17 protein-coding genes are annotated in these 26,162 nt (G+C 42.5%); 7 read left to right on the top strand and 10 right to left on the bottom strand.

Features of this window, described 5'->3' with window-relative positions:
* Positions 1–3: 3 nt before the first annotated feature.
* Entirely contained in the window at positions 4–867 is an 864-nt protein-coding gene (locus A4R26_RS34780; protein ID WP_165760155.1) for a PAAR domain-containing protein, read from the bottom strand.
* A 502-nt stretch (positions 868–1,369) separates the two neighbouring features.
* Between A4R26_RS34780 and A4R26_RS05355 the strand changes: the two genes are divergently transcribed.
* The 7 genes from A4R26_RS05355 to A4R26_RS34605 all read left to right on the top strand — a co-directional run bounded on the left by A4R26_RS05355 (position 1,370) and on the right by A4R26_RS34605 (position 8,125).
* Positions 1,370–1,735: a helix-turn-helix domain-containing protein gene (locus tag A4R26_RS05355; RefSeq protein WP_081161736.1), complete on the top strand. Its 366-nt coding sequence runs from the start codon at positions 1,370–1,372 to the stop codon at positions 1,733–1,735.
* A gap of 711 nt (positions 1,736–2,446) precedes the next feature.
* Positions 2,447–2,743: a helix-turn-helix domain-containing protein gene (locus A4R26_RS05350; RefSeq protein ID WP_081161733.1), complete on the top strand. Its 297-nt coding sequence runs from the start codon at positions 2,447–2,449 to the stop codon at positions 2,741–2,743.
* An 11-nt stretch (positions 2,744–2,754) separates the two neighbouring features.
* Complete coding sequence (locus tag A4R26_RS05345) at positions 2,755–4,917, top strand: protein kinase/lanthionine synthetase C family protein (protein ID WP_165760154.1); 2,163 nt, start codon at positions 2,755–2,757, stop codon at positions 4,915–4,917.
* A 155-nt stretch (positions 4,918–5,072) separates the two neighbouring features.
* Positions 5,073–5,357 (top strand): hypothetical protein, encoded by a 285-nt coding sequence (locus A4R26_RS05340; protein ID WP_081161726.1) that lies wholly within the window; start codon positions 5,073–5,075, stop codon positions 5,355–5,357.
* A 164-nt stretch (positions 5,358–5,521) separates the two neighbouring features.
* Entirely contained in the window at positions 5,522–6,652 is a 1,131-nt protein-coding gene (locus A4R26_RS05335) for a DUF4221 family protein (protein ID WP_165760153.1), read from the top strand.
* Positions 6,649–7,266 carry a hypothetical protein gene (locus A4R26_RS05330; protein ID WP_081161720.1) on the top strand — a complete coding sequence of 206 codons (618 nt, stop codon included), beginning with the start codon at positions 6,649–6,651 and terminating at the stop codon, positions 7,264–7,266. The genes A4R26_RS05335 and A4R26_RS05330 overlap by 4 nt, the downstream gene beginning before the upstream one ends.
* A gap of 82 nt (positions 7,267–7,348) precedes the next feature.
* Positions 7,349–8,125 carry a metallophosphoesterase family protein gene (locus A4R26_RS34605; protein WP_133054551.1) on the top strand — a complete coding sequence of 259 codons (777 nt, stop codon included), beginning with the start codon at positions 7,349–7,351 and terminating at the stop codon, positions 8,123–8,125.
* Here A4R26_RS34605 and A4R26_RS05325 read toward each other — a convergent pair.
* The 9 genes from A4R26_RS05325 to A4R26_RS05285 all read right to left on the bottom strand — a co-directional run bounded on the left by A4R26_RS05325 (position 8,072) and on the right by A4R26_RS05285 (position 26,148).
* The gene (locus tag A4R26_RS05325; RefSeq protein WP_081161716.1) at positions 8,072–10,660 is read right to left on the bottom strand and encodes a thioredoxin-like domain-containing protein; all 2,589 of its coding nucleotides are present in this window, start codon (positions 10,658–10,660) and stop codon (positions 8,072–8,074) included. The two genes, A4R26_RS34605 and A4R26_RS05325, sit on opposite strands and share 54 nt — an antisense overlap.
* Positions 10,661–10,775: 115 nt before the next feature.
* Positions 10,776–12,215, bottom strand: a complete 1,440-nt coding sequence (locus A4R26_RS05320) for a RagB/SusD family nutrient uptake outer membrane protein (protein WP_081161713.1) — start codon at positions 12,213–12,215, stop codon at positions 10,776–10,778.
* A gap of 28 nt (positions 12,216–12,243) precedes the next feature.
* Positions 12,244–15,690, bottom strand: a complete 3,447-nt coding sequence (locus tag A4R26_RS05315) for a SusC/RagA family TonB-linked outer membrane protein (RefSeq protein ID WP_081161710.1) — start codon at positions 15,688–15,690, stop codon at positions 12,244–12,246.
* Positions 15,691–16,117: 427 nt separating this feature from the next.
* The gene (locus A4R26_RS05310; RefSeq protein WP_081161707.1) at positions 16,118–17,377 is read right to left on the bottom strand and encodes a FecR family protein; all 1,260 of its coding nucleotides are present in this window, start codon (positions 17,375–17,377) and stop codon (positions 16,118–16,120) included.
* A 223-nt stretch (positions 17,378–17,600) separates the two neighbouring features.
* Entirely contained in the window at positions 17,601–18,200 is a 600-nt protein-coding gene (locus A4R26_RS05305) for an RNA polymerase sigma factor (RefSeq protein WP_081161704.1), read from the bottom strand.
* 474 nt (positions 18,201–18,674) lie between these two features.
* Entirely contained in the window at positions 18,675–21,521 is a 2,847-nt protein-coding gene (locus A4R26_RS05300) for a T9SS type A sorting domain-containing protein (RefSeq protein ID WP_081161701.1), read from the bottom strand.
* Positions 21,522–21,696: 175 nt separating this feature from the next.
* Positions 21,697–22,872, bottom strand: coding sequence for a glycoside hydrolase family 88 protein (locus tag A4R26_RS05295; protein WP_081161698.1), 1,176 nt, complete (start codon positions 22,870–22,872; stop codon positions 21,697–21,699).
* Positions 22,873–22,940: 68 nt separating this feature from the next.
* Positions 22,941–24,809, bottom strand: coding sequence for an alpha-L-fucosidase (locus A4R26_RS05290; protein WP_081161695.1), 1,869 nt, complete (start codon positions 24,807–24,809; stop codon positions 22,941–22,943).
* Between the two features lie 139 nt (positions 24,810–24,948).
* Entirely contained in the window at positions 24,949–26,148 is a 1,200-nt protein-coding gene (locus A4R26_RS05285; RefSeq protein WP_081161693.1) for an alginate lyase family protein, read from the bottom strand.
* Positions 26,149–26,162: the final 14 nt, after the last annotated feature.

Raw genomic sequence — 26,162 nt, 5'->3', positions numbered from 1 at the left:
TTATTAATCTCTTGTTATAAAAAACGCATACGAATCGGCATTATACAATGCAGCCTCGGGGCAACTCTTTGCTAAATCCTCACACCGTTCATCATACTCATGATCCATAGTTCTACCCAAATTTTCAAAGTGAGAGACTTCATGAATTAAAACAGTTGCCCTGGAATCGATTGTAAATAATCTATCACTCCAAAAAGGATGTCCCAGAAAAATAGTACTACTCTCAACATCCCAGGGATAAACCATAGCAAGTAAGTTTCTGTAATCAATCTCGTAAGCAATCCTCGAAAAATAATTCATCCCCAGCTCCTTAAAAAACACCACCTGCCTCTCTATCCGTTCTACAATAACCAATTTCCTCTCCTCATTATAACAGCCAAACCACTGCTCAAACCGCCTTATGGTTTCAGGATCATCGCCAACCAACTCCTTCAACCTGTTTTCCAACAAACCAATGCAATCCAGGATCACCTTTTTGACAATAGCTATCTTCTCCTCCTTTGCCGGCTCCAGATGTTCTCCATCCTCTTCCCATACACATGGCAGCCATAAGAAATTTCGTCCCATGCTCTCACCTATCAATACCAAACCGCTTCCACCTGTCACTACGCCGCCATGCATGCATGGGTCTCCCAACCGGGCAGCAGGTTTACCGCCAATAAACACACCGGTTGATCCATCTGTTATTTTATCCACGGCCCCCGCACATGTACAAAGATCTCCTGCGGTTGCGGCAGGCAGGTTTTCAATCAATACAGTTGTACATCCCGGTCCCGTTACCGGTCCGCCAAGATGCGGCATCCCGGTACCCGGCGTCACCATGGGACAAGCATGCCCATCTCCTACTCGTGCTGCAGGTTTACCCAACTTATAAAAATTTACAGGTGAAATGTTTTATGCAGGACACGCGTCCTGCGAATCATGTTCCGTTGTGGTTGGAATCTTAGCGCTTGAAATGGTGCAGACGTTGTACGACAAATCAGGGAAACTTAACGCGACGATCAGATCGTATAATCAAAGATATGTATAATTCGATTACAGCAGCCAGTTACCAATACTTTCTGAAATGGGTATGTCGGCGTTCCCTATAAAGTAAATAAATGTACTGCTCCATTATAGCTAAGTGCCAATCCGATTCGCGATCTATAATTCCGATCTCACTTTCCACAATTAATAAGATTTTAATTCCAATGTAAAATGGCTGGCGATTGAAACCAGCCGCCAAATCAACAGGGAACTAATGCTTTGCCATTTCCATTCGCTCTGTGATCAAAATCCTGCAAGATTTAACATTGGCCTGAATTTATACTGCAGTCATACGATTTAATTTCATAAGTATGCGGATTTGAATATTAATGGGAATTTATTCATGAAAAGAAGTACAACATTAAGTGTACAGGATATTAATCGTGTTCAGGAAGCAGCACAAATATTGGCGAGGCACTTAAGCCAGGACATTACAATAAAAGAACTGGCGGGTTTGGTATTACTCTCTGAAAAGAAACTCAAGCTGGGATTCAAACATGAGTTCGAAATGGGGGTGCATGCTTATTTGAGATATATCAGACTGGAAAAAGTAAAAGAACTGCTTGTACAGAATAAACCGCTAAAAGCTATAGCAAAGGAAAGCGGTTTTAAAAGTGAAAGTGGTTTATCAAAAACTTTCAAAAAAGTGGTTGGTGTAACGCCTGGTGAGTGGAAGACAAGATATGAGCAGTTAGACAGGGTTATATGATAGGTCTGAATGTTAAGAAAGTAGCACCGATTGGAACAAAGATGGCACTGAATGGAAAACTAAATGGTGCTAACTTAGAGATAACATTAAAATAATAACGCCGCATAAGGTCATGCAGGTTTCAGTAGCAACGCTCATCCATTGTTAGCTGTTGTTGCTATTGATCGATATAGTATTTGCCTGATCCTGTCTCCGGTATACGTCGGGAAAACATTACCGGGGATGGGTCATGGCAAACAACATTACCATTCGTCAACATTAAACCTATCTTAATATGAAAAAGAAGCCTTTTTTGTAACGATACTATCCTTACATAACATTTCCCCGGCACAGGAAGGATCCGGCAATAAAAATCACAATAATTACAGGAAGTTCACTGCGATGGTTAAGAGCCATTGGGGGATGCTATCGCTGTACCCCGATCTAATTTCCAATCAACAAATCGGATTAGTATGATTAATGAGGCAATAGAACGATTTCAACAAATTGATAAGCTTATTCAGAAGCAAAAAACTGGTACTACTGCAGAGCTTGCTGAAAAAAAAGTGTTTACGTAAGAACTAAAATAAATCAAATTCAATAGATAGAAACAGGGAAACTCCCCTAAAATATTCATGAACGTAATATTCAATAGGGACCAGCATTGAACAAAACAATGAAATGGTTTATTCATTCGAATTAACTAAACAATAATAAACTTTAATCTGAGGTATGTTTTGTCAAAAAACTATTCAACATATAAGACAACTTGATCGCCTTCTCAGAAATAAGGTAACGGGGAAAGCATCTGATTTAGCAAAAGAATTGGGTGTTGGCCGAACCACAGTTTTCGAATACCTGAAGCTAATGAAAGAACTGGGCGCACCAATTAAATACTGTAAACTTCGCCAAACCTTTTATTATGAAGAAGAAGGAAGGTTCATAATACAGTTTTCAACTACTATAGAAGAAAATAGCGAATTCCAGCATCTGCATATTTTCCAAACTCCCAACAAATGGAAATACTAAAACGAGAGCACATGGAGCAAATAAAAAACGAGAAATTGATTACTGAAGTAGATACGATGAATGTTTCTACAGATGACGGCATAAAGGGTAAAGCCGAGAAAAAAGCGGGCAAACGAATAGGGTACAATTATATTATTATAAAAAGTTTAAAGAAAAGTCAAAAGAATGATGTGGTTAAATGCCTGTATATTAAAAGCCTCACCGATTTTGGCTTTTGCGTGATCAAAGAAGGAACGTATGGGGATACGAAAGACAAATATGGGCGTGATATTACCGACAGGCTCATTTGGCAACAACAATTGCATGGAGCACTGCACGATAAAGTACGTCTGCCCCGTCTATTGGGACATTTTGAAGAGAATGGCAACTATTACCTGGTAATTGAGCGTATTAAAGGGCAGCCATTGTACAAGGCCATAAGAGAAAAAAATGGCGAGCTGCGAGAAGGGCTTATCAATGGCACTAAAGCCGGGTTGACGTTCATGAATTATTTAGTGCAGATAGTTAACCTTGTGGACACACTGCATTTGAATGGGGTGGTGCATCGGGATGCAACAGCCAATAATTTTATCATTACACCAAATGGAAAGGTAGCAGTGATAGATATGGAACTGAGCTATAACCTGAAGCAAAAATCACCAGCCCCGCCGTTTCAACTGGGAACTTACGGGTATATGTCGCCAGAACAACTAAAAACAGCTATTCCTACTATCAAGGAAGATGTATTCGCCGTAGGTGCCGTCGTAATGCAAGTATGGACAGGCATCTCGCCAAGTAAGATAACCGATGTTCCTATAGAAGATTTATGTAAGAAAGTGCATTTCTTTGTTCCTGATGAAATCATTGCCGATACCATTGTAAGATGCCTGCACCCCGAAGCAAAGCAACGTCCGTCCTTAAAAGAGGTACATGACCTCCTGACACAATATACAAGAGATCTTCATGTAAAAAAGCAACGACCGCCCTCAAGGATTGTAATATACTCGAAAAATCAGATCAAAGAAACTGTTCAGAGCGCGCTTGATACGCTGTCATCTTCATTGTTAGCAGATGAAGAAAAAGGCTGGTTCTCAGAAGATACTCACTCAGAACTGAATCGGGATAAAAGTAAAATAAACAAAGCCTGGTATGCCAGTTTTAGCCGTGGCGCCACTGGTGTAATGTACCTGATGAACCAAGCGCAAAACAGAGGTTTCGACGTAAAGGCAGCTGATCCGCATATACAGAAAGCGCTATCTTTAATAGAAACAAAATATATAAACCGTATCGAACAGGTTTCACCAAGTCTTCACTTTGGTGCACCTGGTATTGCCGCTACACTCTTTCATGCCTTTCGAGATGGACTAATTCAGCCACAAACCCATTATTTCGATTGGATTAACCTTTTACTGCATAGAGAAAATAAAGCTTTTGGCTTCACTCATGGTATAACGGGCCAGGGAATTGCCCATTTGTTATGCCAGGATTTTTTACAAGAGAGTGCCCTACAACAACGACTACAGGAATATGTTAGCTGTTTGTTGCAACATCAGCAAAAAGATGGCTCCTGGACGAATATGAAACTAAAGAAAACGAACAAAGAAAAAAAGCATTTGGGATTTGCGACCGGCGTAGCCGGCATTGTATACTTTTTACTGGAATATGCGCAACATTATCAGGATGCCCACGTCTTTGAGGCAGCCAGGCACGGTTTACAATGGCTGGTAAAACGATCAGCAAAAAAAGGAAATCTGATACTGTGGCGTACAGATAAAAACAAGGAATTAATGCACTGGTGGGGTGAAGGTAAGGCGGGAATCGCCCTTGCTTTTATGAAGGCCTATTCATATTTGAATGACGAAACATTTAAGCATTATGCAACATCCACATTACTAAATAATCCACCTCAGGTCATTGACAACAACCTCAGCCAGCTTGCAGGCCTCAGTGGGCTGGGAGAAATTTACCTCGAAGGGCATAGAACTTTTGGGGATGCTGAATGGATGAAACGTGCTGATTGGATCGCTCAGGTGATAATGCATTTAAAAAAAGAAGACCCGCAACATGGCCCCTACTGGCTGGTACAGCACGAGAGGCAGCCCACACCTGATTTTATGACAGGAAACAGCGGGGTAGTGCATTTTTTACTGCGGTACTGTTACCCAGATATGGTTCGACTTCCATTGTTGCCTTAAGCCATTCCACGAAACAAAAAAATCGATTCAACGCTATTATTTGAAAACTATTAAAGATGAACTATGAGTTCGTTTAGACTGCAGTAACGCGTACTAATTTAGTATTGTAAATGTCTTGGCCGAGACAATCATTAACCATTTTAAATTTTTATTTTATGCAAAAGACTTCATTAAGAAAACTGTCCATTTTAGGTCTGGTACTTATGGCAGCTTCTGCCGTAACCGCCGCTATCCTTCCTGCTAACAACAAGGAAGTAAAAGACTATACACCTGGCAGCTTAACTAATTCAAGCGGCGGCGGTCTTACCTGCGAAGTAGATTCAGCAGGTGGAATTGATGCATCTTGCAATATCACTACCGAAAGCGGCACCACCGCTAATTTTGACTCCAGCGATGAAGGAGGCAATTCTACTGCCGGTGCCAACGATGTAGATAGCTAATCCGCGACAACTAAGCAGTCTTTTCATCTGAAAAGGCTGTTTAGTTGTTAATTATATCCGGACATTTAAGAAGCTCATACGTAATAAATTGTTTGAATCGCGTCAAATGGCTTAATATATAAATCATGAACAATTGCCGTCGATTGCGTATAAAATCCGTTTGTTTGTTATTTATTGTTATAACCAGTTGTGTGGCGCAAATAAATGACAATGAATCTTCTTATCACTATTTTCCTCCGTTATATGACCAGGTTAAAATAATCGAAACATCTGATACAATTCACTTTGGCCTGGAAACTGATATGTATAACCAGATTGAGTCTTCAAGCCTGTTTATCCAGGGATCCAGCAGATATGTTTCCTTCTATGACGAAACTTCTTTGTCGTTAGGCATTTTTAATTTTGACAGTCAACGTTTATCGAAACGAATTTACCTTCAAGATATCTTTCCAGGTAAAAGTTTTTATAAGTTGTCTGCTTATATGATAAACTTTGACTCGATATTAATAAGTAATAAAAGCAAAATATATCTAATTGACAGCTCTGGAAAAATAAAAAAAGTAATTAAAACAGGCTTATCAAACCTTTTCCAGTTCGACAATACGACCCCGCCAGTTATTGCCAATAATAAATTATACGCTTCAGTACGTATGTCAGTTAGAGAAACATCTTTAAAGAAAATAAAAAACTGGCGCATATTGTATGAATATGACCTGGTGGATAATTCCGGCACCCTCAAGTATATGCTACCTCGCTATTACGGAAAAGCTTATTATGGCCGTCGATTGATGCAGCAGTATTATTGCCTGAACAGGAAGGGTCACTTCGTAATCAGTTTTGCTGCCGACTCCCTGGCTTATGAAACAAATCTTTTGGATTATAACAACTCTTATTTCGCAAAAAGTAAATATCAGGACGGCGCCATTCCACCAATAAAAAAAGATGACTTACTGAACGATCAAGGTTATAAGCAATCAGTTCTTAGAGATGCCTACGGACCTATCTATTATGACAGCTACAAGAACCGATACCTTAGGATATTTAAGCGAAAACTGACTGTTAAGGATTTTGAATTAAAGAAAACAATACGAGAGCAAAGCATCATTGTTATGAACCATAAATTTCAAATAGTTGGAGAGAATCTGATAAGTGGCGGAATTGACGCAAATTCTCTAATGATCGATGAGAAAGGGAATATTTTTGCAAGAGTAAAAACAGGTGATGAATATGCCATTCACCTGGTTCGCCTGGACGAAAGACAGATTGATCAATCCAATCAATTAGTTAAACAATGAGAAAAATCCTATCAATTGTTATTTCAGGCTTTTGCCTTCTGGCAGGATCGTGTGACAACATGCAGGAAAGGCCGAAAAACATCCATCCGATACTTGACTCCCAGGAACAGGATTCTGTTTTTAATAAATTGATGCAGGTAACTCATAACTTAGTACCTGCTTACTTGAGAAATGATTCTTTATCATTTTTAATATTGCCTCTCCATGCGAGTTGCCCAAGTTGCCGAAAAAAAACGATTGACAGCATAGTTGAGAACAGCAACAGATTACTGCCTCAACAGCTTATTGTAATTGCTGCCAGGGGGGGAATCAAGACCATTACCAGATATTTTAAAGAGCAGCATTCAGTGATCCCGTCTGCCAGAACCCTGTTCCTGGATAGTACAGACCGGTCGGGTGAGCTAGGTCTTTATGATGACAAGCCAACAATATACTATACGTTTAACGGTAAGGCTTACACCAGGGTCGCTGTGATACCGGCAACGATCAAAGAGGATTTATCTTCATTCTTTTCAACTTCTAAAGTTATAAATAAAACCACCAGCTCTATTAACGATAAATTGATCAGCAATGAGGAGCCTGACAACCAAAATCTCCGTCAACTTTCCCGATGACTATAAAAAGGGGCGATACTTTTCGTTCAAACTAAAAAACAGTATTTTAATCGAACGGTGTGAGTACAATCAACCCACACAGATGCTAGTAGTAAGTGATATCGAAGACGCTTTTCCTGCCTTCTGTAAAATTCTGATCAGAAAAAAGGTGATAAGCCGGCATTTTCGCTGGATATACAATGATGGACATTTAGTTATCCTGGGTAATAACAGAAGGGAAGGTCTACCCAAGCCGGAATTCTTGTGGTTCATATATTCCCTGGAAGAGCAGGCACGGCAAAATGGCGGACATGTTCATTTTGTCTTGGGCAAACAGGAGCTTTATTGTATGGGGCAAAGCTGGAATGATCACCCTAAGTATGCCATTAAACCTGACCATTCAAGGAGTCCTTCAACCGCCATTTTTAATGGGAATATTGAACTATTAAACTGGCTTCGCTCAAAAAATGTTGCTGAAAAAATCGGAAGTTTCCTTTTTGTACACAAAAGTGTTTTACCTTTCATTCAACACTCACCTTGTTCCCTGATTGAGATCAATCAAAGCATTCGGTCAACTCTTAAAAACAATGTTGGTTCCGCCGCTAGCATTATTCCTATGGAATTAAGGACTGATATCATGATCACCTTCGGTATAAACGTTCTCCTGGGACATTTTAATGTGACTCACATCATTACAGGCAACAACATAATCTGCTCAGCCGGGCTTATAGATACTTCTTTAAAACATGCCTCCGGAGAGCGACGGGGCTACCTTATTGGCAAAAAAGGCATTGACATGATTTCCAGCGAGGGCAAAGAAAAATTGTTATTGAGTGATATCGCGTTGACTCCACAATCTGGTATTTCTTCTGGTACATAATAATACCCGCTCTCCTTTTTGATTTGTACGAAAGAACTCATCGCCTTCAATCAGCAGTCCTTCGGAATGCCCCTCGGCATGACGTGTATCTGTATTAAATACCCGGCCCTGGTAGTGCACAGAAATAGTATCTGCTACGATCGTATGTCCGGTAATTATGCTCAATGCACCATACTTTCTTAAGGTAAGATCAACGAGTTGCATAGAGGGCTTATAAAGCGTGTCTGTTGGATAATATTTGACGCTTTCCTTTTGGTAGTACAGGCGGTACCAGAAGGGAGAAACCTTTGAATCAAATAGCCGACGTAAAGCGACGTCTTTTGATTTTCTTGCTAAACTTTCCTTATCATAATGAGACCGGGCAAGGTGATTAATATCTTTCAGGCTTAAGTTCAATTCCAGTATTTCCTTACTAATTCCTCCATGCAAAAACAGATGGTCTCCAATCTTTTCAATAATATTCTTAGTTCTCAACCATCTTCCCAGTTCTGTATCTTTTCCATATAGACTAATATACGGAAGGTTCATCAAGGCCGCATTGTTATTGTACTTATCTTGCACATACTTTGCTTTACCGTTAAGGTTCATGATTTCATGATTGCCTAAAATAAAATGGACATATCCGCCGGCCTTTTTTGCTTTTTCTTCCAGCGAGTAAATGAGCCAAAGGCATTCTGTTACCTGTTGTCCCCTGTCAAACATGTCCCCTGCAAATACCAGATGCCCATCACCAAATATCCAGTTGTAATTCTCATCTATGATCTTATTAGCTTGCAATAATTTCCTAAAAGCATCAAAATTTCCTTCTATATCAGAAAGCGTGAACATTTTTGATGGATTAGGAAATACGGACGGTTCAAATTTATTAAGTGGATGAAGCGAGAAAGCCAGTTTTTGGGCATATTCGTTAGTTTGCATATATAGTAAGCTGCCCCTGCCATTTTGAGTTGTACTAGAAAGTTGTGTACCATTTATAACGTTAACCTTGTATCCTTTATCAGCAAAGAATACATATGGCCCGTCATGGAGTAAAGTCAGTTGTTTTTCAATTAATTTACTTAAACTTTCAAAACCTTCGGGATGTCTTGGATCAGGCAAAGGATTCTCAACAATATGCCCTGTTCCGTCCAATACAAACAGCGCCGGATAGGCGGAAATATTATAGGTTTCAATGACCGAGTGATCGCCGCCCAGCCCCCCAGTGTACAGATTAATTGCCCCATCCGTGCTATACAACTGCTTTTTAATACTGCTCAACCATTGATCCTTTTCTTTATCAATGGAAATACTCACAAAAACGATATTCGAATCGCTATTAAATTTCCTCTTTAATTTCTCGAGAGCCGGCGTTATCTGAAGGCACCCTTTACAACCTGTAAACCAAAAATCAATAACGGCAATTTTGCCCTTCAATTTTTTCTTCGTAAAAATTTCGCCATTGATGTCGACTAACGAAAATTCTGGAGCTAAACTTCCTCCCTTCAAGGTCCTTGCCTTCACCTCATATGCCTTGACAAACCGTTTAAATTCAGGATTACCTTGTTCCACATAATACCTTTTAATTAGCTTTTCAGTTTGCGGCGTAAACCCGATTTCGTACATGGTTTCGTCGGTAATAAGAGACAATAGGAACTGATCAAGCGCCAGACCCTTATACGTCCGCTTGCCCTGATCATAATACAAAAATTTGCGTAGCTCACGGGACTTAAGGCTGTCCAAACTGTAGTTATAATTATATTTCCTGGCGACTTCTGCTCTAATAAAAGCATACCATCCAGGAGCATAATCGGGTAAATTCAGTACCCATCGCCAGTTTTCAGAATAAAAGCAGGTATCAAATATTTTTGAAACGGTTTTAACATCAATCAATCCTTTTTGATACAACTTTATCAATCCAGTAAACTTGTCCAGTCGCTGTTCGTGTATGCTGGAAATAACGCTCACTTTAACTTTCTTAAACGCAAAATCACTGAGTTGATGTTTGTAAGTTTCAATGAGCGAAAGAACCGAATATAACTGACTATTTAAGTAAGCATTCGTTTGAAGGAAGTCCTCGACTGATTCTGTACGATAAAAATTAATGTTTTCAGGTTTAGGGACTTGTTGCTTCCGGATTTCGATTTCATAGAGTAATCGATATTTGTCTGCGCCAGCACCGGTAAAAGAAAGTCCATGATCGCCCTCAATAATTATTAAACTGTCGCCGGGTTCGGCTATCCAGGTCTTATGATGTTTGAAAAATCTGCTGGTATTGACCAAGACAGGCGTTTTGCTGTTTATCCTCCAACTATATCCGCTCGTCCCCTTCGGACTTTTGAGACTTGTATACTCTTTAGAAACAGACCGAGCATCGATTGACAAGTAATAAATCTCCGCCGAATCATCCGTTGTGCTTTTTTTCCGAACCTCGATGTATATATCTTTTGTATTAGAAATAGCATCGGAACAACTATCAATCAGAGTATTCAACTGTGAAAAGGCCTGTTGAGAAAAAAGAATAAAAAATACAGCGAATAATGTTTGACGACTTTTCATATCCTACTTGTTACTTGAAAAACTTTAATATGTAATTCCAGTCCCCCCGACTAACTACAGGCACCACACTAACCACAGCGCCTCATGATTCCATAAATTTTTTATTTTTTGAATGTTAATAGCCATCATTTTGCTGTAGGCCATTTATATTCACGTCTTGAATCGGTATGGGTGCAATCGCTTTTTTGCTCGGATAAGGTAGAGTTTTAGAACCGGGATCACTCTCGTCTAACCGGGTGATTGGTCGTTTCCATCTTAGAAGGTCATATAGCCTTTGCCCTTCAAAAGCCAATTCTTTTCTTCGTTCTGTATAAATAGAATCAAGTAATGCCGGACCGGTTGCAGTTGAAGAAGAAGTAGAAGGAACAGCCCTTTTTCGTATCGCATCTAAATAGAATCTGGCACTGTCTTCGTAGATACCTCCAAGTTTTGCATAGGCTTCTGACGCATTTAAACATATTTCGGATGAGCGAAGTAGTGTTTGATAGTAAGAAGTAGCTGGAGCTGCAAAGCCCGGTACGACATTCGTAGGATACTTGGTGATTTTGAATCCACCACCACTTCCTGCTCCTATCCAAATCTTTCTAACGTCCGTCGTATTTAAGGACAATAAATCTGCTATATCCTTACTAGCCAAATACCGGGAGGTAGAATAGAACTGGCCTGCAAAACCGAGACTAACAGATTGACCGGCCGAAGTACTGGCCGGTGTAAGCTGAAACAGGGCTTCGGTTTCTTGATTCGTGAACAGTTTTAAAGGATACCCATTAGCGCCGTTCATGATAGGGCGTTTTGCCAATACTTCAATCGCCAAGTTCTTGGCAGTTTCATGGTCTCCTTTGAAGAGATATACTCGGGAAAGTAGCCCCTTTGCCGCCAGCCAATTCAATGATGTCGGATTTATCGATTCGGTAGCCGTAAATAGTGATTCAGCCGTATGCAAATCCGATATAACGTTTTCATATACTTTCGCTACTGTTTCTCTACGAGCAGGTTGGCGCCAATCTGAAATTGTTACGTAGGGAACACCAAGATGTGATCCGCTTTCGGAAAAATTGTAAGACTGGGCGAACATATTTACTAACATAAAGTGCGTTAATGCTCTCAAGGTAAACGCCTGGGCTTTCAAATCATTTGCCTGTTCTTCATTTTCTGATCTATATTGATCGATATTTTCGATCAAAAAACTACAGTCCCTGACAATTTTATAACCAGCCCGCCAGATATAATTTAGGTTAACAGTAGCGTTGGAAAAACTTCCAATCTCAGTATTTGCCTGCAATGACCACTTATAATGAGGAACGAGGATTGGATATGTTGTGGGTCGTATATTATCTGCGGCCAAGTCCCCGTAAATCATCAGCCACTGGGAATTGAACTCCCCAGCAAAAGTTAGGTATACGCCTCGTAAATATTGTTCGGCCGTTGGCAAATCGTTAATATAAGCCTGTCTTAACAAAACACTTTTATCCGGAACCTCCAGAAAATCTTTTTTACAGGAAACCCAAGTTGAAAAAAGAAAGAAAATGACTATATATTGAATAGTTCGCATCATTTATGATTTTGAGGAAAGAAAATTTATTCTAAAAATTCACATTTACACCTACGGAAAAAGATTTCTGATTTGGATAAGCAAACTCTGCATTTCCATCTGCATTGATATTAGCAGGATCGTTACCATCATACTTTGACCATAAAGCAATGTTATTTCCCTGAACGTAAATCCTAACAAAGTTTAATCCGATACCGTTTGTTAAACCTTTTGGAACCGTGTAGGCAATAGATAAATTTTGAAACCGAATATGATCTCCATCGACTAAAAAGCGAGTTGATTGTTGCAGACCACTAAAATTATTCAGCGTTCTTTTTGGTGCAGCAGCGTTATCTCCTGGTTTTTGCCACCGATCTAAAGCGGCAGTTGATTGATTAATAAAAGGTGAACTGCCGTCGTTAATCAAGGTCCTGTTTTCGTCCAGGTAAATTTGGTATCCATACTGATAATAAAACATGGCGGATAATTCAAAGTTCCTGTAAGAAAAGCTCGTGGAAACCGATCCAAAGCCATCAGGCTGTGGCTTACCAACCAGCACCCTGTCACGTAAAAAATTGTATGTCTTAGTTATTTTTCCTAATGAGTCTAACCATTGAGGCATGCCATCCGCCGGATCCACGCCTGCCCAACGTACCATATAGAAAGAATTAAAAGGTTCTCCTACCTTGTTAACAACCTTGCTTAAAGTTTGTAATGGTACCGATGCTTCGGTAAGTTTATTCATGTTGGTGCTCCAGTTCCCCCTAATATTCCAAACTATAGAGCTGGATTTTACGACATCCACGGAGACAGATAGCTCAACGCCTCTGTTCTCCATCTTACCAATATTGGATAGCACTTCGACGTAACCTGTGCTTTGCGCCAGTTCGGTCAGGTAAACCAGTTTATTCGTTTTTCTTTTATAAAAATCCAACGTAAATCCGATTCTCTCCTTCCAAAGCCTTCCCTCAACCCCCGCATCCCAGGTAAATGTGTTCTCCCATTGTATATCCGGATTGCCTGGCGTCCTGCCACTAGATATTGAAATACCCCCCATATAATTTCCGACATTCAACCGGTCAAAACGGGTGTAGGCATCAATGGCTGCTGCATTTCCAGCTTCTCCGATACTACCACGTAATTTCAAGAAATTTAAGAAGGGCAAATTCTTCATAAAGGACTCCTGAGTGACAATCCAGCCTGCCCCCATAGACCAGTAAGTGCCAAATTTCCTGTCTTCACCAAACCTGGACGACCCGTCTCTTCTTATACTTCCAGACAGGAAGTATTTACCATCAAAAGCATAGTTTGCCTGGCCGAAATATGACAATAATGTCTCTTTAAAAGACGAGCCACCCCTTCTTAACTCTTTAACGCCTGGACTGCTTATCTCATCGTAATAAGGGAACTGTAAACCATTAACGGCTACAGAAAGATTTTTACGCGATAATATTTGCGCTTCCTGACCAACCAAAAGATCGAGCGTATGTTTACGGTTGAAAAAGGACTTAAATCTGAGAATATTATTGTTGATCATGTTACTCGTCCTTCCATCGAGCTCTTCAATTATGCCCGCATTAGCACTTCCTGGTTGTACGCCTGAATTGCTTGAATGAAACAAACGAGGGTCTCCTTTTTCCTTTATTTCACTTTGCATATAATCAATACCCAAAGTCGAGGTAAAGCTGAATGCTTTTAGAAAATTGATCTCGCCATACACTTTTGACAGCCCCCGGAAAGACCTGTTTCGGTTTGTATTATATTCAGCAGAAGCTGCCGGATTAGCAATATCGGCCCCATCCTCTCTGTAGTTCATGTAATAATTTCCGTCGTTCAGCCTTACAGGAACCAGAGGTGACATTCGAGCCAACAAACCCATGTAGAGGCTGTTCCGGGCCGGGCCGGCATAGTTTTGAATCGAGTATGACAGTGCTGTGTTCGTACCGGCTTTAAACCATTTTGCAAGTTGATTCTCAAAATTGAACCTAAAAGACTTACGGTCAAAGCCAGACCCTTTAACAATTCCATCCTGCTTGGTATATTCCAGGTTCAGATAGTAATTGGTGTTCTCTGTTCCTCCGGATATGGAGAGTTCATTTGAAATGGTTGTAGCGTTATTCCTGTATATGGCATCATCCCAGTTGGCAGCCGGGTAAAAGCTCGTATCACCACTATTATAAACCTGGTAAGGATATATTTTGTATAACTCACTTCTTATAGAATCTTCATTGCTGTATCCCGAATTTCTATAAGTTTCAAATAACAACTCCAGGTATTGGTTCTGGTTTAATACATCGTATTTAGGTTTTATTCGCGATGCAAAATCTGTCTGATGGCGAAAGTTAATTGTAGTTTTCCCTTTTCCTTTTTTTGTGGTTACCAGAATAACTCCGTTACTGGCTCTTGCACCATATAACGCAACAGCAGATGCATCTTTCAAAACGGTAATAGTGGCAATATCTGATGGATTCAGTTGCGCCAATGGGTTACTGATAGGACGGATGTTCCCATCCGTGTATAGCTGTGTAACTTCCTGAGATACCGGCACTCCATCAATTACAATTAGCGGGTTTCTGGCTATTGAAGCCCCCTCGGTACTTGCCGCCGTCGCAATTCCCCTTAACACGAAATTTGATACACCTGCACCTGGCTGACCATTTCCTGGTGTCACCAACAATCCTGGCACTAATCCCTGTAAACTTCTGTCAAAAGAACGGTTAGGCAATGTTTGTATTTGTTCTGCCTTCACCACACTCACCGCGCCCGTATTCATCCTTTTTGAAGTCGTATTATACGCCACCACCATCGCCTCATCCAAATCATTACCACCAATCTTCAACTTCACATCCAAATTACTTCTCCCCCTCAACGCCACCTCCTGCACCTGGTAACTGATGTAAGTCACCACCAACACCGCATCTTCATCCACATCATTTAAATAAAACACACCCTTGTCATTTGTTGACGTGGCGACATCCGTTCCTTTAACGGTTATGGTTGCGCCTGCAACAGGCTCGCCCTGCTCGCCGGTTACCCGGCCACTTATATTTATCCTTTTACCTTTTTGTTGTTCGGCGGAGACCTTGATATCTGCTGTCTCTTTCTTTTGCCTGTTGATAATAAATATCGTCTTTGCCTTAATGGTATAGTCATATGGCTGATCTTTCATACAGATAGCCAGTACATTTTCTACAGTGGCATTTTTTACATTGATGGTAACCTTTTTGGCTCCCTCCAACTGCTCATCGAAATAAATAAAGCCAAATCCTGCCTGTTCCTTGATAACAGTGAAGATCTTTTCGAGTGGAACGTTTTTACCGGAATAAGTGATGGTTTGTGAATAACCATTTGCATTTACCTGCAGAAAAGCTACTGTCAATAATAGCACAGTTAGTTTCATAATCCGCATAATTTTAGTTGCAGTCCTGTTAAGCGGTCGTGGGTTGGTCTTGCTCCCTTTAGCGTCGGGGCAGACTTTGCCCTGTGCAAAAACTTGCATAGTTTTGCTTAGTTTTAGGTTAATTAAAAATTAAAACAACAACTCCAATTTTTGTTAACCTGTTTAGCAGGCCGGTAGTGCTCCAACACTCCGGCTTTTTCATTTGCGTACACCAGGGCTTCGGCAAATGAATGCATTATTACCAGGTTAACTACTGGCGGACTTGGCTAATGGAATGGACTTTTTTCAATCGTGGCAGCAACTAATGTTTGTCAGGATGGTTTAACCTTATTCGAAGAGTTATCCGTACTCTTCAACGGATAAGGCTTAGTTGCCCTTAGGCAGTTGTAGCATCAATTTCTTAAAATCACCTACTAGCGTACGGATAAAACTATTATAGAAACAAATGAATCGACTTATAGCTTTATACTAACCGGATGAACTAATTGTTATGGATTCTCAAAAAGGATGTTGGAAAGCTGATCTTTTACCTGGCTGAAACTTTAACGCTGCGGCCCTCTATCTTAAACCGAAAGTCTGCCATCTGCTCCAGCATGGAAAGTAATTCCGATAGCGGTATTGTTCTGTCCACCTCTCCTGTAATGGTCTTGGTGGGAATGTCACCTTCGTATTCTATCTGCACATCATACCACCTGGAAAGGTCCTGCATCAAACTCTTGAAGCTTGTACTTTCAAATGCAAATTTTCCCCTGATCCAGGCTATGGCCATTCCGGGGTTTTCTTTGTCAATTACGTTTAGCTCATTTTCTGCTGAGCTTATAATAGCCTGTTGACCGGGTTGTAAAATGGTTGCCCCTTTGCTACCAGATGGAGTAACCTTTACACTTCCCTCCAGCAGCGTTGTTCGCATTGTTAACTCTTCGCGATACGCATTTATATTAAAATGTGTGCCCAATACCTCTACTTCACTTCCATTTACACTCACAATAAAAGGTCGTTTTTTTTGTCCTTCTGTCGACTTCATCACCGAAGAAGCAATTTCAAAATAAGCTTCCCCCGTTAATTCAACTCTTCTTTCACTACCCGTAAAGGCAACAGGAAAACGAAGCGAAGAGGCGGCATTCAACCACACCTTGCTTCCATCGGGCAGTACCAACTGGTATTTGCCACCCCGGGGAGTAGTAACCATATTATATGCCAATGCTGCGTTGTCAGTTGTGGAGGAATTGTATTCTAACCGGCCATCCTGGTTTTTATTAATGGTGGTTTTCCCCTCCCGGGCAATCACCCCATTATCAGCGGTATTTAATTCTATCTGCGAACCGTTTGCCAATGTGAGTACGGCTTTGTCGCCGGCGGGCAGAATGTCCTTTGCAGCAGCAGGTGTTGTGGCTGAAGTAGTAGCCACCTGACGGGGTTGTTCTTTACCAAAGTAAAAGTATGCGCCGATGGTAATAAATAAAATAACAGACGCTGCCGCTACATACCGGGGCCATACAGTTTTTTTTGAAAACATGTCAATAACCCTGGCCCGGTTGTCAGTATGTCGTTTGCGGATCGCTTCTATTTGTTGAAGCAGATGGTAATAATCTTTCACCTCTGAACTGATTGCAGCTTTATTCGATACCTCAAGAAAAAGCGATCTGTTGGCTGCAGACTGGTTTACCCACGCATCGAGGCGAACGCGCTCTTCGGGAGATATTTCTTCCTTTAAATACCTATGCAAAAGCGAAGCGATCTCTTCTACTTTTTCAATCAAAATAATATCATCTGCTTTTTCAGACATGCACTATATACCTTGTTTTTAACAATGAATTGAAATATCTCTATACCCGGGCTATTGATCACCCTTCTTTACATAGAAACCCTAATCCGTATTCAACCTTACACTAAAACAGTAACTTTTTTTAAAAATGTGGAAAACAGAAAATCCATTACCTGTAATGCAACAAAGTCCCTGTTCAAAACAATGGACTTAACAATAACGTAACCGGAAATTATTTGAGGAATTAAAAAAACATCTCTTTAATAACGAGGATCAAACCTATTGCAGGAAGGAGCTTTTTTTCGTAGATGATATTGCGCAACTGATCGAGGGCCCGGGATTTGGCCGTGCTTACAGCTCCGGGGGTCATTTTCAATTTTTCAGCGATCTCGCTTACTTCCAAACCTTCAATATAAAATAACTTAAACACATCTTTTCTATTGGCAGGCAGATTTTCTATTTCATTATAGATCTCTTTCATCATCTCCGCTTTTACCATTTGCGCAAGAATATACTCTTCGGATTCTCCCTGTATTACTGACAACTCCTGATGGGTTGTTTTTTGTTTTTGCGCAGACTGAAGATACTTCAAGCACTTATTCCTGGCAGTTATATACAGAAAGGCCTTCACATTCGCCATGGTTTCAAAAAGCGCGTGCCTGCTTAACAAGGCCTCCATTGTCGTAACAGTAATATCTTCGGCTTCGGCCATATCCCCGGTAACCTTGTAGGCAAAATAACATATGTTGGAAAACCACATATCGTATACGCTGGTGAGCGCCTGGCGGTCTCCCCTGTTAAATTGCTTTATCAGCTTATCATCAGAATAACGGGCCGGTTTCATCAAACATTACTATATAATGAATATTAAATTACAACTCAACTGTAAGGTCTAACTATTTGAAGGATAATGTAATAACCGGGTAAGGTCTTTTACTTTGTTCCCAGGCTATCCGAATACAGCATCCCCTGCATGATAAGGTTGATGAAATTTGTGATGCTACTTGTGGGCAAAAACAGTTCTAAAGGCAAAATACACACACAATTTTATAAAATAATGAGTGATTTTACAATTTGCAACAAATTTATCCGGAATGAAGCACAGTAGGCTATTATCAAATTATTAAAACGAAAGCAATATCTGTATTTTTATTAGAGTTAAACCAATTCAACGGATTATTTATTAGACGAGTCGACCAAAAATTGTAATAAATCAATTGAAACATGAAAATTTTAAATATTGATGGGAGGACTTGTATAAAGTAAAAAGTCCTGCCCATATTATGAGCAGGACTACATTCATTCAAGCGTTCCCCCCTCAGTACTTCACCACTATCCGCACCACTTTATACTTCCCATCCGTTACATGCAAAAAATAATACCCATTCGGTTTGTTGCTTAAATCAAACTGCACATCCCTCATAGTGCTTTCCGCAGAAATCGTACCCAAACCGGCAATACTTCCCTTACTATCAAAAACCGTAAACACATAGTGCCGCCCTTTTACCGGCATAATACGTGCCGTGAACATTCCGCGGGTTGGATTGGGAAACACCCGCAACAAAAATTCATTTGTTACCGATTGAAGCCCCAGCACCAGCACCGTTTGCAATACCGGCTCACCAGGCTCGTAATTTTCATTTCCCGGCTGCGCCGCCTGCACGGTTACCAATCCCTCACCGGTTAACTTCAATGTATTGTTTATTATACTCCCCGGTCCTGATACAACCGTAAATTCAACCGGCAAACCCGAGGTGGATGTGGATGCCAGCGTTACCTGTTCATATTTTAACTTCGGCGCTATAGCCCCGAATATTATCGCCTGCTGCGCCTTATGCACGATCACCTGTTTTTCAAGCACAACAGGAAAGTACCTGTCGTCCCCCGCCTGTGTGAAACGAAGCGTAATTACACCCGCACCGGTAATGGTCACTACCGAATCGGCCAATATACCGGGACCGGAAACCAATTCCGCAACAACAGGTAACCCAGAACTGGCGCTTGCCACCAGCTCAAAAGGATCATCTCCATAGGTTTGTTCCGGTATTTCAGCGAGCGCGATCGTTTGCTGCCGCCTTTCGAACAGTTCCCACTCTGCGAACTGCGTACCGGTATGTCCGTTATTGGCTGTAATAGTGAGCCGGTAATAACTATAAGCTGTAGTATTGTTATTGATGAGGTAAGTTTTTTTTAAAAACCGCGTGGCAAATACTTCATCGTTGCGGGTATCCAGCGCCGTCCAGTTCGTACCGTCATTGGAACCGGATAACGTCCAGTTCTTCGGGTCACGGGTGGGAACATCATTGGCCGATGTAATGGTATAATACGTAACAATAGCCGCAGTCGTTGACTGATACTGCACCCATAAATTCGTGCGGCCGCTGCGGTAATATTTTGTCTGGCTATTGTTATCGATCAACCTTGGTACATCTTCATTGGGGTTCGACGTATTGGGATACTGGGCAGTAATGGCGCCGCCATTATCTGTAAGATCGAATGAAGTGCCCGGCACTGTGCCAAACGACACCCGCGGTTCGCCGGCTATACGGATGGCCCTTGCACGTAACGTGTCGCGTAGCTGATTCTGTAATTGCTGCGGCGTGGCAATGTCCTGCACAGCCTGTGTTCCCATTCTTTCTTCCAGCTGTTGCAAATACAAACTGCGCGGCAATACATGCGTACCCCAGCTTTCCCAGTAACCGGCGCCTACCTGCACCAACCCGATACAACCTATGCCCCAGTTGCGGGCAGTGGGCGGGCTCTCCACTTTAAAATCACTTTTTACCGAGCGGCAATTCCAGAACATGGTTTGCGCACCGGCCCAGCCATGGCCGGTTCCCGAAGCGCCACGGTTCTGCACGCGCATGCGCCCGCCATAAATATTATCAAACAACAATCCGGTGCTCCAGCGGTGGTGCGGCCCAATATCATCAAACGTATTCTCGGAAATGCAATCAAGAAATACGTTGGGTCCGGTTACCCGGGCGCCGCTTACATAATCGTGGCGCCCACCCCAGGTCATACATCGCTGAAATAAATTACCGGTGGCATAGCCATCCATATTAAAGGAATACTTTCTGCCGCCCGTTGTTATAGATTTGGGATCTATCATGGCGCAGTCTTCTACCGTATTGAACCGCGAATTGCCGAGGATGCTTACACAGGTATTACCGAAATATTTTGCAATTACATTTCTTACCCAGCTGTTCTCTACCCGCGCCATATAAATAGCCACCCAGCCGTGATCTTCGCTGTTATCGCTGATGAAATCCGATTCCAACCGCATATTTTCTATACCGCATTCGGTTATACGGCCGGCTACGTTCGACCTGTAAATGTCTGCACCGCCATATGCCTGTTCAATAGGATCAACGATGGGAATATTCAACGTAAGCGTATTCCCCTGCACCGCCACTACCTGCCGTTCGAACGTGGTGCGGTATTGTGTGGTTGTCCAGCCATACTGGCGCATATTGAGCGTATCGATCCAGGCCTCGTTGGGTGTTCGCTGAATAACGACGTTACTACCTGCAACAAAGCTATGCCCGGCAGGAACGGTAATGGTTTTTGTACCGGTAGGCACATAGGCATCGGCAATATGTACCCGGCTTCCGCTTATTTCGCCATAACCGCTGCCTGCGCCCTGCACGATGATAAAGTTATGCTGTGCGTTCCAGACAGCGATCAGCACCGTGCCTGTAAGGCCGTTGCCCTCGCCCCGTAAAATGACACCGCCCGTTCTGATGCTTATTGAACTGTCAACCACATATACACCAGCTTTTAACAGGATGGCGCCGCGCCGGCCATTGACATCTGCCGGCAATGCCGATACGCTGTCGATGGCATTTTGTATAAGCGCCCGGCAATTGCCCTGTACCGCTGTAATGGTTTTAACAACCGGTACATCGGGCAGCTTTACACCGCCACCGCGGTAACCACAGTTGGAAAAATCAGGTACCTGGTTTACCACATTTGTCTGGCGCGCATTGGCGTATTTGTTATACACCAGCTGGCCATTTTGGAGGGAGATCAGCGGCGTTTGTGCGGTTGTGGTAAGGGATAAAATAAGAAATGAGAGTAAGGTGGAAATAAATGGGACATGAAAGATCCTTCGCCAGCATGCATGTTGTGCACCCGGCATAGCAGCAATCGTTTTGATTAACATGGAACAGGTTTTAATTTGGTTGGTTAATGTATGTGGTTTCTTATATGCTTCCTCCTTGTTTTTTAATTCCTGAATAAGATGGCAATTTCTGATTTTGAGATTTAGAGATTTCAATTAGCTCAGCCTTCTGAAAAATCTCAAAATCTCAAAATCCCTAAATCCGAAATCTTTAGATCTACTTCCGCTTCTGCCTTAACAACGCTTCCAGGTAATAATAATCCGCATAATTGAGCGGCACATCCACTTCGCTGTTCGATGGTTTTGAACCGGTGCTGTGTAACAGCAGGAAACCCTTATTCTCCCCTATCGGCGAACGGTAAGTATTGGTAATACTTTGCAGCATGGTATTGGCAACCGGCAGGTATTCTTTTTTGTTTTTGCTGTATTTAGCCAGCTCCAGTAAACCGGAGGCTATTACCGCTCCTGCAGAAACATCGCGTGGTTCGTTGGGAATAGCCGGTGCATTGAAATCCCAGTATGGTATTTTATCTGCCGGTAAATTTGGATGATTAAGGATATACTTTGCCACATTCTCCGCCTGCTGCAGGTACGCTTTGTTTCTGGTTTCGCGATAACACATGGTATACCCATATAAAGCCCATGCCTGTCCGCGCGACCAGGCCGATTCATCGGCAAAACCCTGGTGTGTATTTTTCTTTACCACTTTACCGGTTGCGGTATCATAATCCACTACATGATACGAACTGTAATCGGGCCGGAAATGATTTTTCATGGTGGTGTTTGCGTGGCTTACCGCTATCTTATAAAATGAAGAATCACCGGTGAGCCTGGTTGCCGCAAACAACAACTCGAGGTTCATCATATTATCGATAATAACCGGGTAAGGCCACTGTTCTTTATGATGGTCCCAGCTGCGGATACAACCTACCTTGGGGTTAAATCGGGTCGACAATGTTCTGGCCGATTGAATGATCACCTCTTTATATGCAGCATCTTTTGTTATATTGTAACCGGTACCATAACTGCAATACACTTTGAAACCCATGTCATGCGTACCGCCGTTGAACTTCTCTTTTTCTATCAATGCGGTATAGGTTTCCGCCTTGGTTTTCCATTCTGGCTTTTTGGTGAAATCATACAACATCCACAATTCACCGGCGAAAAAACCGCTGGTCCAGTCTTTGGACGCAACCATTTTCAGTTGCCCGTTTTCGAGGGTACGCGGGGCCACCAGTTCGGGTTTGCTTTCTCTTGCTTCGGCTACATTGGTCAGCATTACTTTCGTTTGCTTTTCCGCATCGGCAAATACAGCGGCTGTTTTTACCGGCTGCGCTTCAGCCATAAAACCCGCAATCAATAAAGCAAATGCACAGTATAACTTTTTATTCATCCTATATTTAGTTTACAGTTCACAGTTCACAGTTCATAGTTCACAGTTCATAGTTGGCAGTTTACAGTTTATTTAGCCTGTAATTGCAATTCCAGCAATTTCATCAACTCCCCTTTTTCGATAGAAACGGGTTTAATGGTCAATTCATGCGTTCCGGCAGGTAAGGTTATCGTAGCAATTTCTTCGGAGTTGACTTTTGTATCTGACCCGATGCCGCTTATTTTTATCTCTTTTGAAAAAGCCCCGGTTTGCAACCGGAATGTTCCCCCGTTTCCTTCGCCTGCTAGGTATTTCATATTGACGGTAAATGTTACCGGTTGGGTTGTACGGAACGTCCAGCTTAACCACTGGTTATCCGATCTCCAATGCTGCACATAATACTTCCCTGCTTTCCCATCGCCATAACTAAAATGTTCACCGTGTAACTGCGCATCGAAAGCCAGCAGGCGGTGCTGTTGCATATCAGGCGCCAGCACCCGTACGCCATCCGTTTTCAATGCGCCATTTAATTCTAACGCTATTACCGTGTTCATGGTATCGGGCATTTGCGCCGGCAGATCGATCTCGAGGTCGTTTTCGTTCAGGCGGCGTGTCGTTAATGTCTTCTTTGTCGTCAACAGGTATACTTTACCGGCATCACTTTTCAGGCCGCCTACATACAATTTACCATTGGCAGGCCAGTTGAATACATGCAGATACAGCTTATTCCCTTTCAGGGTTGATACCCCCCAGCTTTGCAACGGAAGCGGACCGGCCACCGTACCATAAATACTTTCGCCGTTCTTTTGCATCCAGGCCCCTATGCCCTGTAAGATCGCCTGGTCCCTGCTATCGAATGCGCCATCACCTTTCGGCCCGATATTCATCAGTAAATTCCCGCCGCGTGAGGCTGCCTTCGCCAGCAAATGAACAAAGGCGCTTACCGGTTTATGACTGTTATCGAATTTATGATAGCCATACGATTCGTTTGTTGTGGGAATGGCCTCCCAATCACCGGTCACCGGGAAAAACTCGAGCGGACGATCGGCCGTATTTTTATAATCGCCAAAACTTATGTCCGAATTTCTTGCCAGCCGGCCGTTCACCACTACGTTTTTGTCGGTTTCGCGTATGGCTTTCAGAATGCGGATATTTTCAGCGAGGGGGAGTTTGGAAGGCGTATCGAACCATAAAATATCAGGATGGTATTTTACCAGCAGCTCTTTTATCTGCGGGATCGCTTTTTCATTAACATACTTTTGTGCTTTTGGCAACAACTCAGGATGCAGGTTGAACCAGTTGATGCCGCCATGTAATTGTTTATCGCCACCGGGATTGTTATACTCCCAATCGTTGCCCGGGGCATCGGGATGCTCCCAGTCGAAGGCATGCGAATAATAGAACCCAAACTTAATTCCATATTTACTACAGGCAGCCGAAAGCGCCGCCATAGGATCACGTTTATAAGGCGTTTGCTGAACGATATTGAAATCGCCGATCCTGGAATCATACATCGCAAAACCATCGTGATGTTTCGACGTAATGATCATATACTTCATACCGGCTTCTTTTGCCTGCCGCGCCCAGGCATCTGCATCAAACAGCACAGGATTGAACGCATGCGCCAATGTAAGGTAATCGGCCCGCGTAATTTTTTCCTTTCGCATCAGGTGCTCTGCATACCCATCTACTTTTTTTCCTTTCCACTCCCCACCGGGTAAAGAATAAATTCCCCAGTGAATGAACATGCCAAACCGCGCTTGCTGCCACCACTGAATACGTTCGTCATGATCTTTCATGGAGGCGGTCCACCAGCCGTTTACCGCTTCATCGATAGCTTTCTTATCACGTTCGCGGCCGCGGTTGAACATTTCCCTGTCTTCGTCGCCGTTTGTTTGAGCGGTGGCACTCAGGGTTATGAAGGAGCTTATTAGAATAAAAAGGATCTTTTGCGTCATATTTTTTTAGTTGTTCAGTTTATTCAGTTGTTCAGTTATTCAGTTAGGGACTCGTTATTAATGGCTGTAGCACACGGGCGCATCAGCGCCTTTATAAATATTCAACTTAAAAACTCAATAACGGAACAACCGATTAACTTTAAAGCCATATCAACGGATGCCGTACCGGCAAATTCCTGATCACTTCTTCCACCTTAGGCGCATGCTCTAATGTTTTCCAGGTTTTCAGCCATTCTTTTTTATCATAGGCATTGGCACCGAAGACAAGGAAGGGCTGCGCTACCGGCCAGTTCTCCCAATACATAACATCGGGTTGCTTTGGCCATTTGCTTTTATCGGCTATGAACGGGTACAGGTATGCTATTCCTTTTTGGATGTTCCGTCCATCGGGGGTTGCATAGCGCCACAGGTTATCTTCTTTGGTAGAAAGGATCTGGCAAATAGTTGTCATGGCATCGAGATTGAAGATCGAATAACCATAGGGTTTTGTTCTGCGCAGCTCCTGGGGGAAACTGCCATCGGCAGCCATCTGGTTCGGCAATAACACATTTTTGTACCTGTCGCTACAAAACTGCATCAACTTCTCATTCCCGGTGAATTTCGCAAAAGCGGCAGTTTGCATTACCCAGCAGGTACCATGATTATTCGCTGCATTCATTTCATCTTTCCCGTACTGGTGAGTCGTAAGCCATTGCAGGTATTGTTCGAACCAACCCCTGATAGCTTCCATTGCCTGGCGGTCCATGTTTTTGGCATTTTCCATTACCAGCAGTCCCTGTACTACTTCCATCAGCTGTATGGTATCGATAATACCAATACCGCGTCCGGTGAACCGGCCTTTGATCGCCTGCGCATATTGCAGGTTGGGATTCATCAACGTGGCCGTATCAACAAACCAGGCTTTGCAATGCTTCAGGGCCTGCGCTACATATTTTTCATCGCCGGTAACCATGTAAGCCGATGCCAGCGCACCAACGACCTGGCTTAACCGGATCATTGCATGGCGGTGCGCCACGAAATTCTCGGGGTTGGTCATGCCATCCCGTTGCACGTATGCACTATCGGCCGACTGTGGGTTGGGCCACCAGTAATCGCCTTCTGAAAAAAAATCATGTTTGCCACCGGCGCTTCGGGGAGAAGATTGTGTGGTTACCGTAACCGCTTGCTGCTGCATGGCCCAGCCTGCTTCCTGCAGGATCAGCCTGCGCAACGTTTTTAGCACTTCTGCTTTGTACCTGCCGGTCTGTGCTTCTTTTGTACCTGCCACATCAAATGAATGCAGGCCATTGGTGAGAATGGCTAAGAGCAGCCAGCAGATGAATATTTTTCTATATTGCATACATTCTATTTTAT

The sequence above is a fragment of the Niastella populi genome (assembly GCF_002078015.1).
GTDB lineage: Bacteria > Bacteroidota > Bacteroidia > Chitinophagales > Chitinophagaceae > Niastella > Niastella populi.
The sequence above is the reverse complement of the archived record's forward strand: the minus strand, read 5'-3'. Positions and strand labels throughout refer to the sequence as shown.

What these genes read in the sequence shown, in the direction of transcription:
- A4R26_RS05355 (WP_081161736.1), top strand. Translation starts at nt 1,370, where the DNA reads ATGAAAAGAAGTACAACATTAAGTGTACAGGATATTAATCGTGTTCAG.
- A4R26_RS05350 (WP_081161733.1), top strand. Translation starts at nt 2,447, where the DNA reads ATGTTTTGTCAAAAAACTATTCAACATATAAGACAACTTGATCGCCTT.
- A4R26_RS05345 (WP_165760154.1), top strand. Translation starts at nt 2,755, where the DNA reads ATGGAGCAAATAAAAAACGAGAAATTGATTACTGAAGTAGATACGATG.
- A4R26_RS05340 (WP_081161726.1), top strand. Translation starts at nt 5,073, where the DNA reads ATGCAAAAGACTTCATTAAGAAAACTGTCCATTTTAGGTCTGGTACTT.
- A4R26_RS05330 (WP_081161720.1), top strand. Translation starts at nt 6,649, where the DNA reads ATGAGAAAAATCCTATCAATTGTTATTTCAGGCTTTTGCCTTCTGGCA.
- A4R26_RS34605 (WP_133054551.1), top strand. Translation starts at nt 7,349, where the DNA reads ATGCTAGTAGTAAGTGATATCGAAGACGCTTTTCCTGCCTTCTGTAAA.
- A4R26_RS05325 (WP_081161716.1), bottom strand. Translation starts at nt 10,660, where the DNA reads ATGAAAAGTCGTCAAACATTATTCGCTGTATTTTTTATTCTTTTTTCT.
- A4R26_RS05320 (WP_081161713.1), bottom strand. Translation starts at nt 12,215, where the DNA reads ATGATGCGAACTATTCAATATATAGTCATTTTCTTTCTTTTTTCAACT.
- A4R26_RS05315 (WP_081161710.1), bottom strand. Translation starts at nt 15,690, where the DNA reads ATGCAAGTTTTTGCACAGGGCAAAGTCTGCCCCGACGCTAAAGGGAGC.
- A4R26_RS05310 (WP_081161707.1), bottom strand. Translation starts at nt 17,377, where the DNA reads ATGTCTGAAAAAGCAGATGATATTATTTTGATTGAAAAAGTAGAAGAG.
- A4R26_RS05305 (WP_081161704.1), bottom strand. Translation starts at nt 18,200, where the DNA reads ATGAAACCGGCCCGTTATTCTGATGATAAGCTGATAAAGCAATTTAAC.
- A4R26_RS05300 (WP_081161701.1), bottom strand. Translation starts at nt 21,521, where the DNA reads ATGTTAATCAAAACGATTGCTGCTATGCCGGGTGCACAACATGCATGC.
- A4R26_RS05295 (WP_081161698.1), bottom strand. Translation starts at nt 22,872, where the DNA reads ATGAATAAAAAGTTATACTGTGCATTTGCTTTATTGATTGCGGGTTTT.
- A4R26_RS05290 (WP_081161695.1), bottom strand. Translation starts at nt 24,809, where the DNA reads ATGACGCAAAAGATCCTTTTTATTCTAATAAGCTCCTTCATAACCCTG.
- A4R26_RS05285 (WP_081161693.1), bottom strand. Translation starts at nt 26,148, where the DNA reads ATGCAATATAGAAAAATATTCATCTGCTGGCTGCTCTTAGCCATTCTC.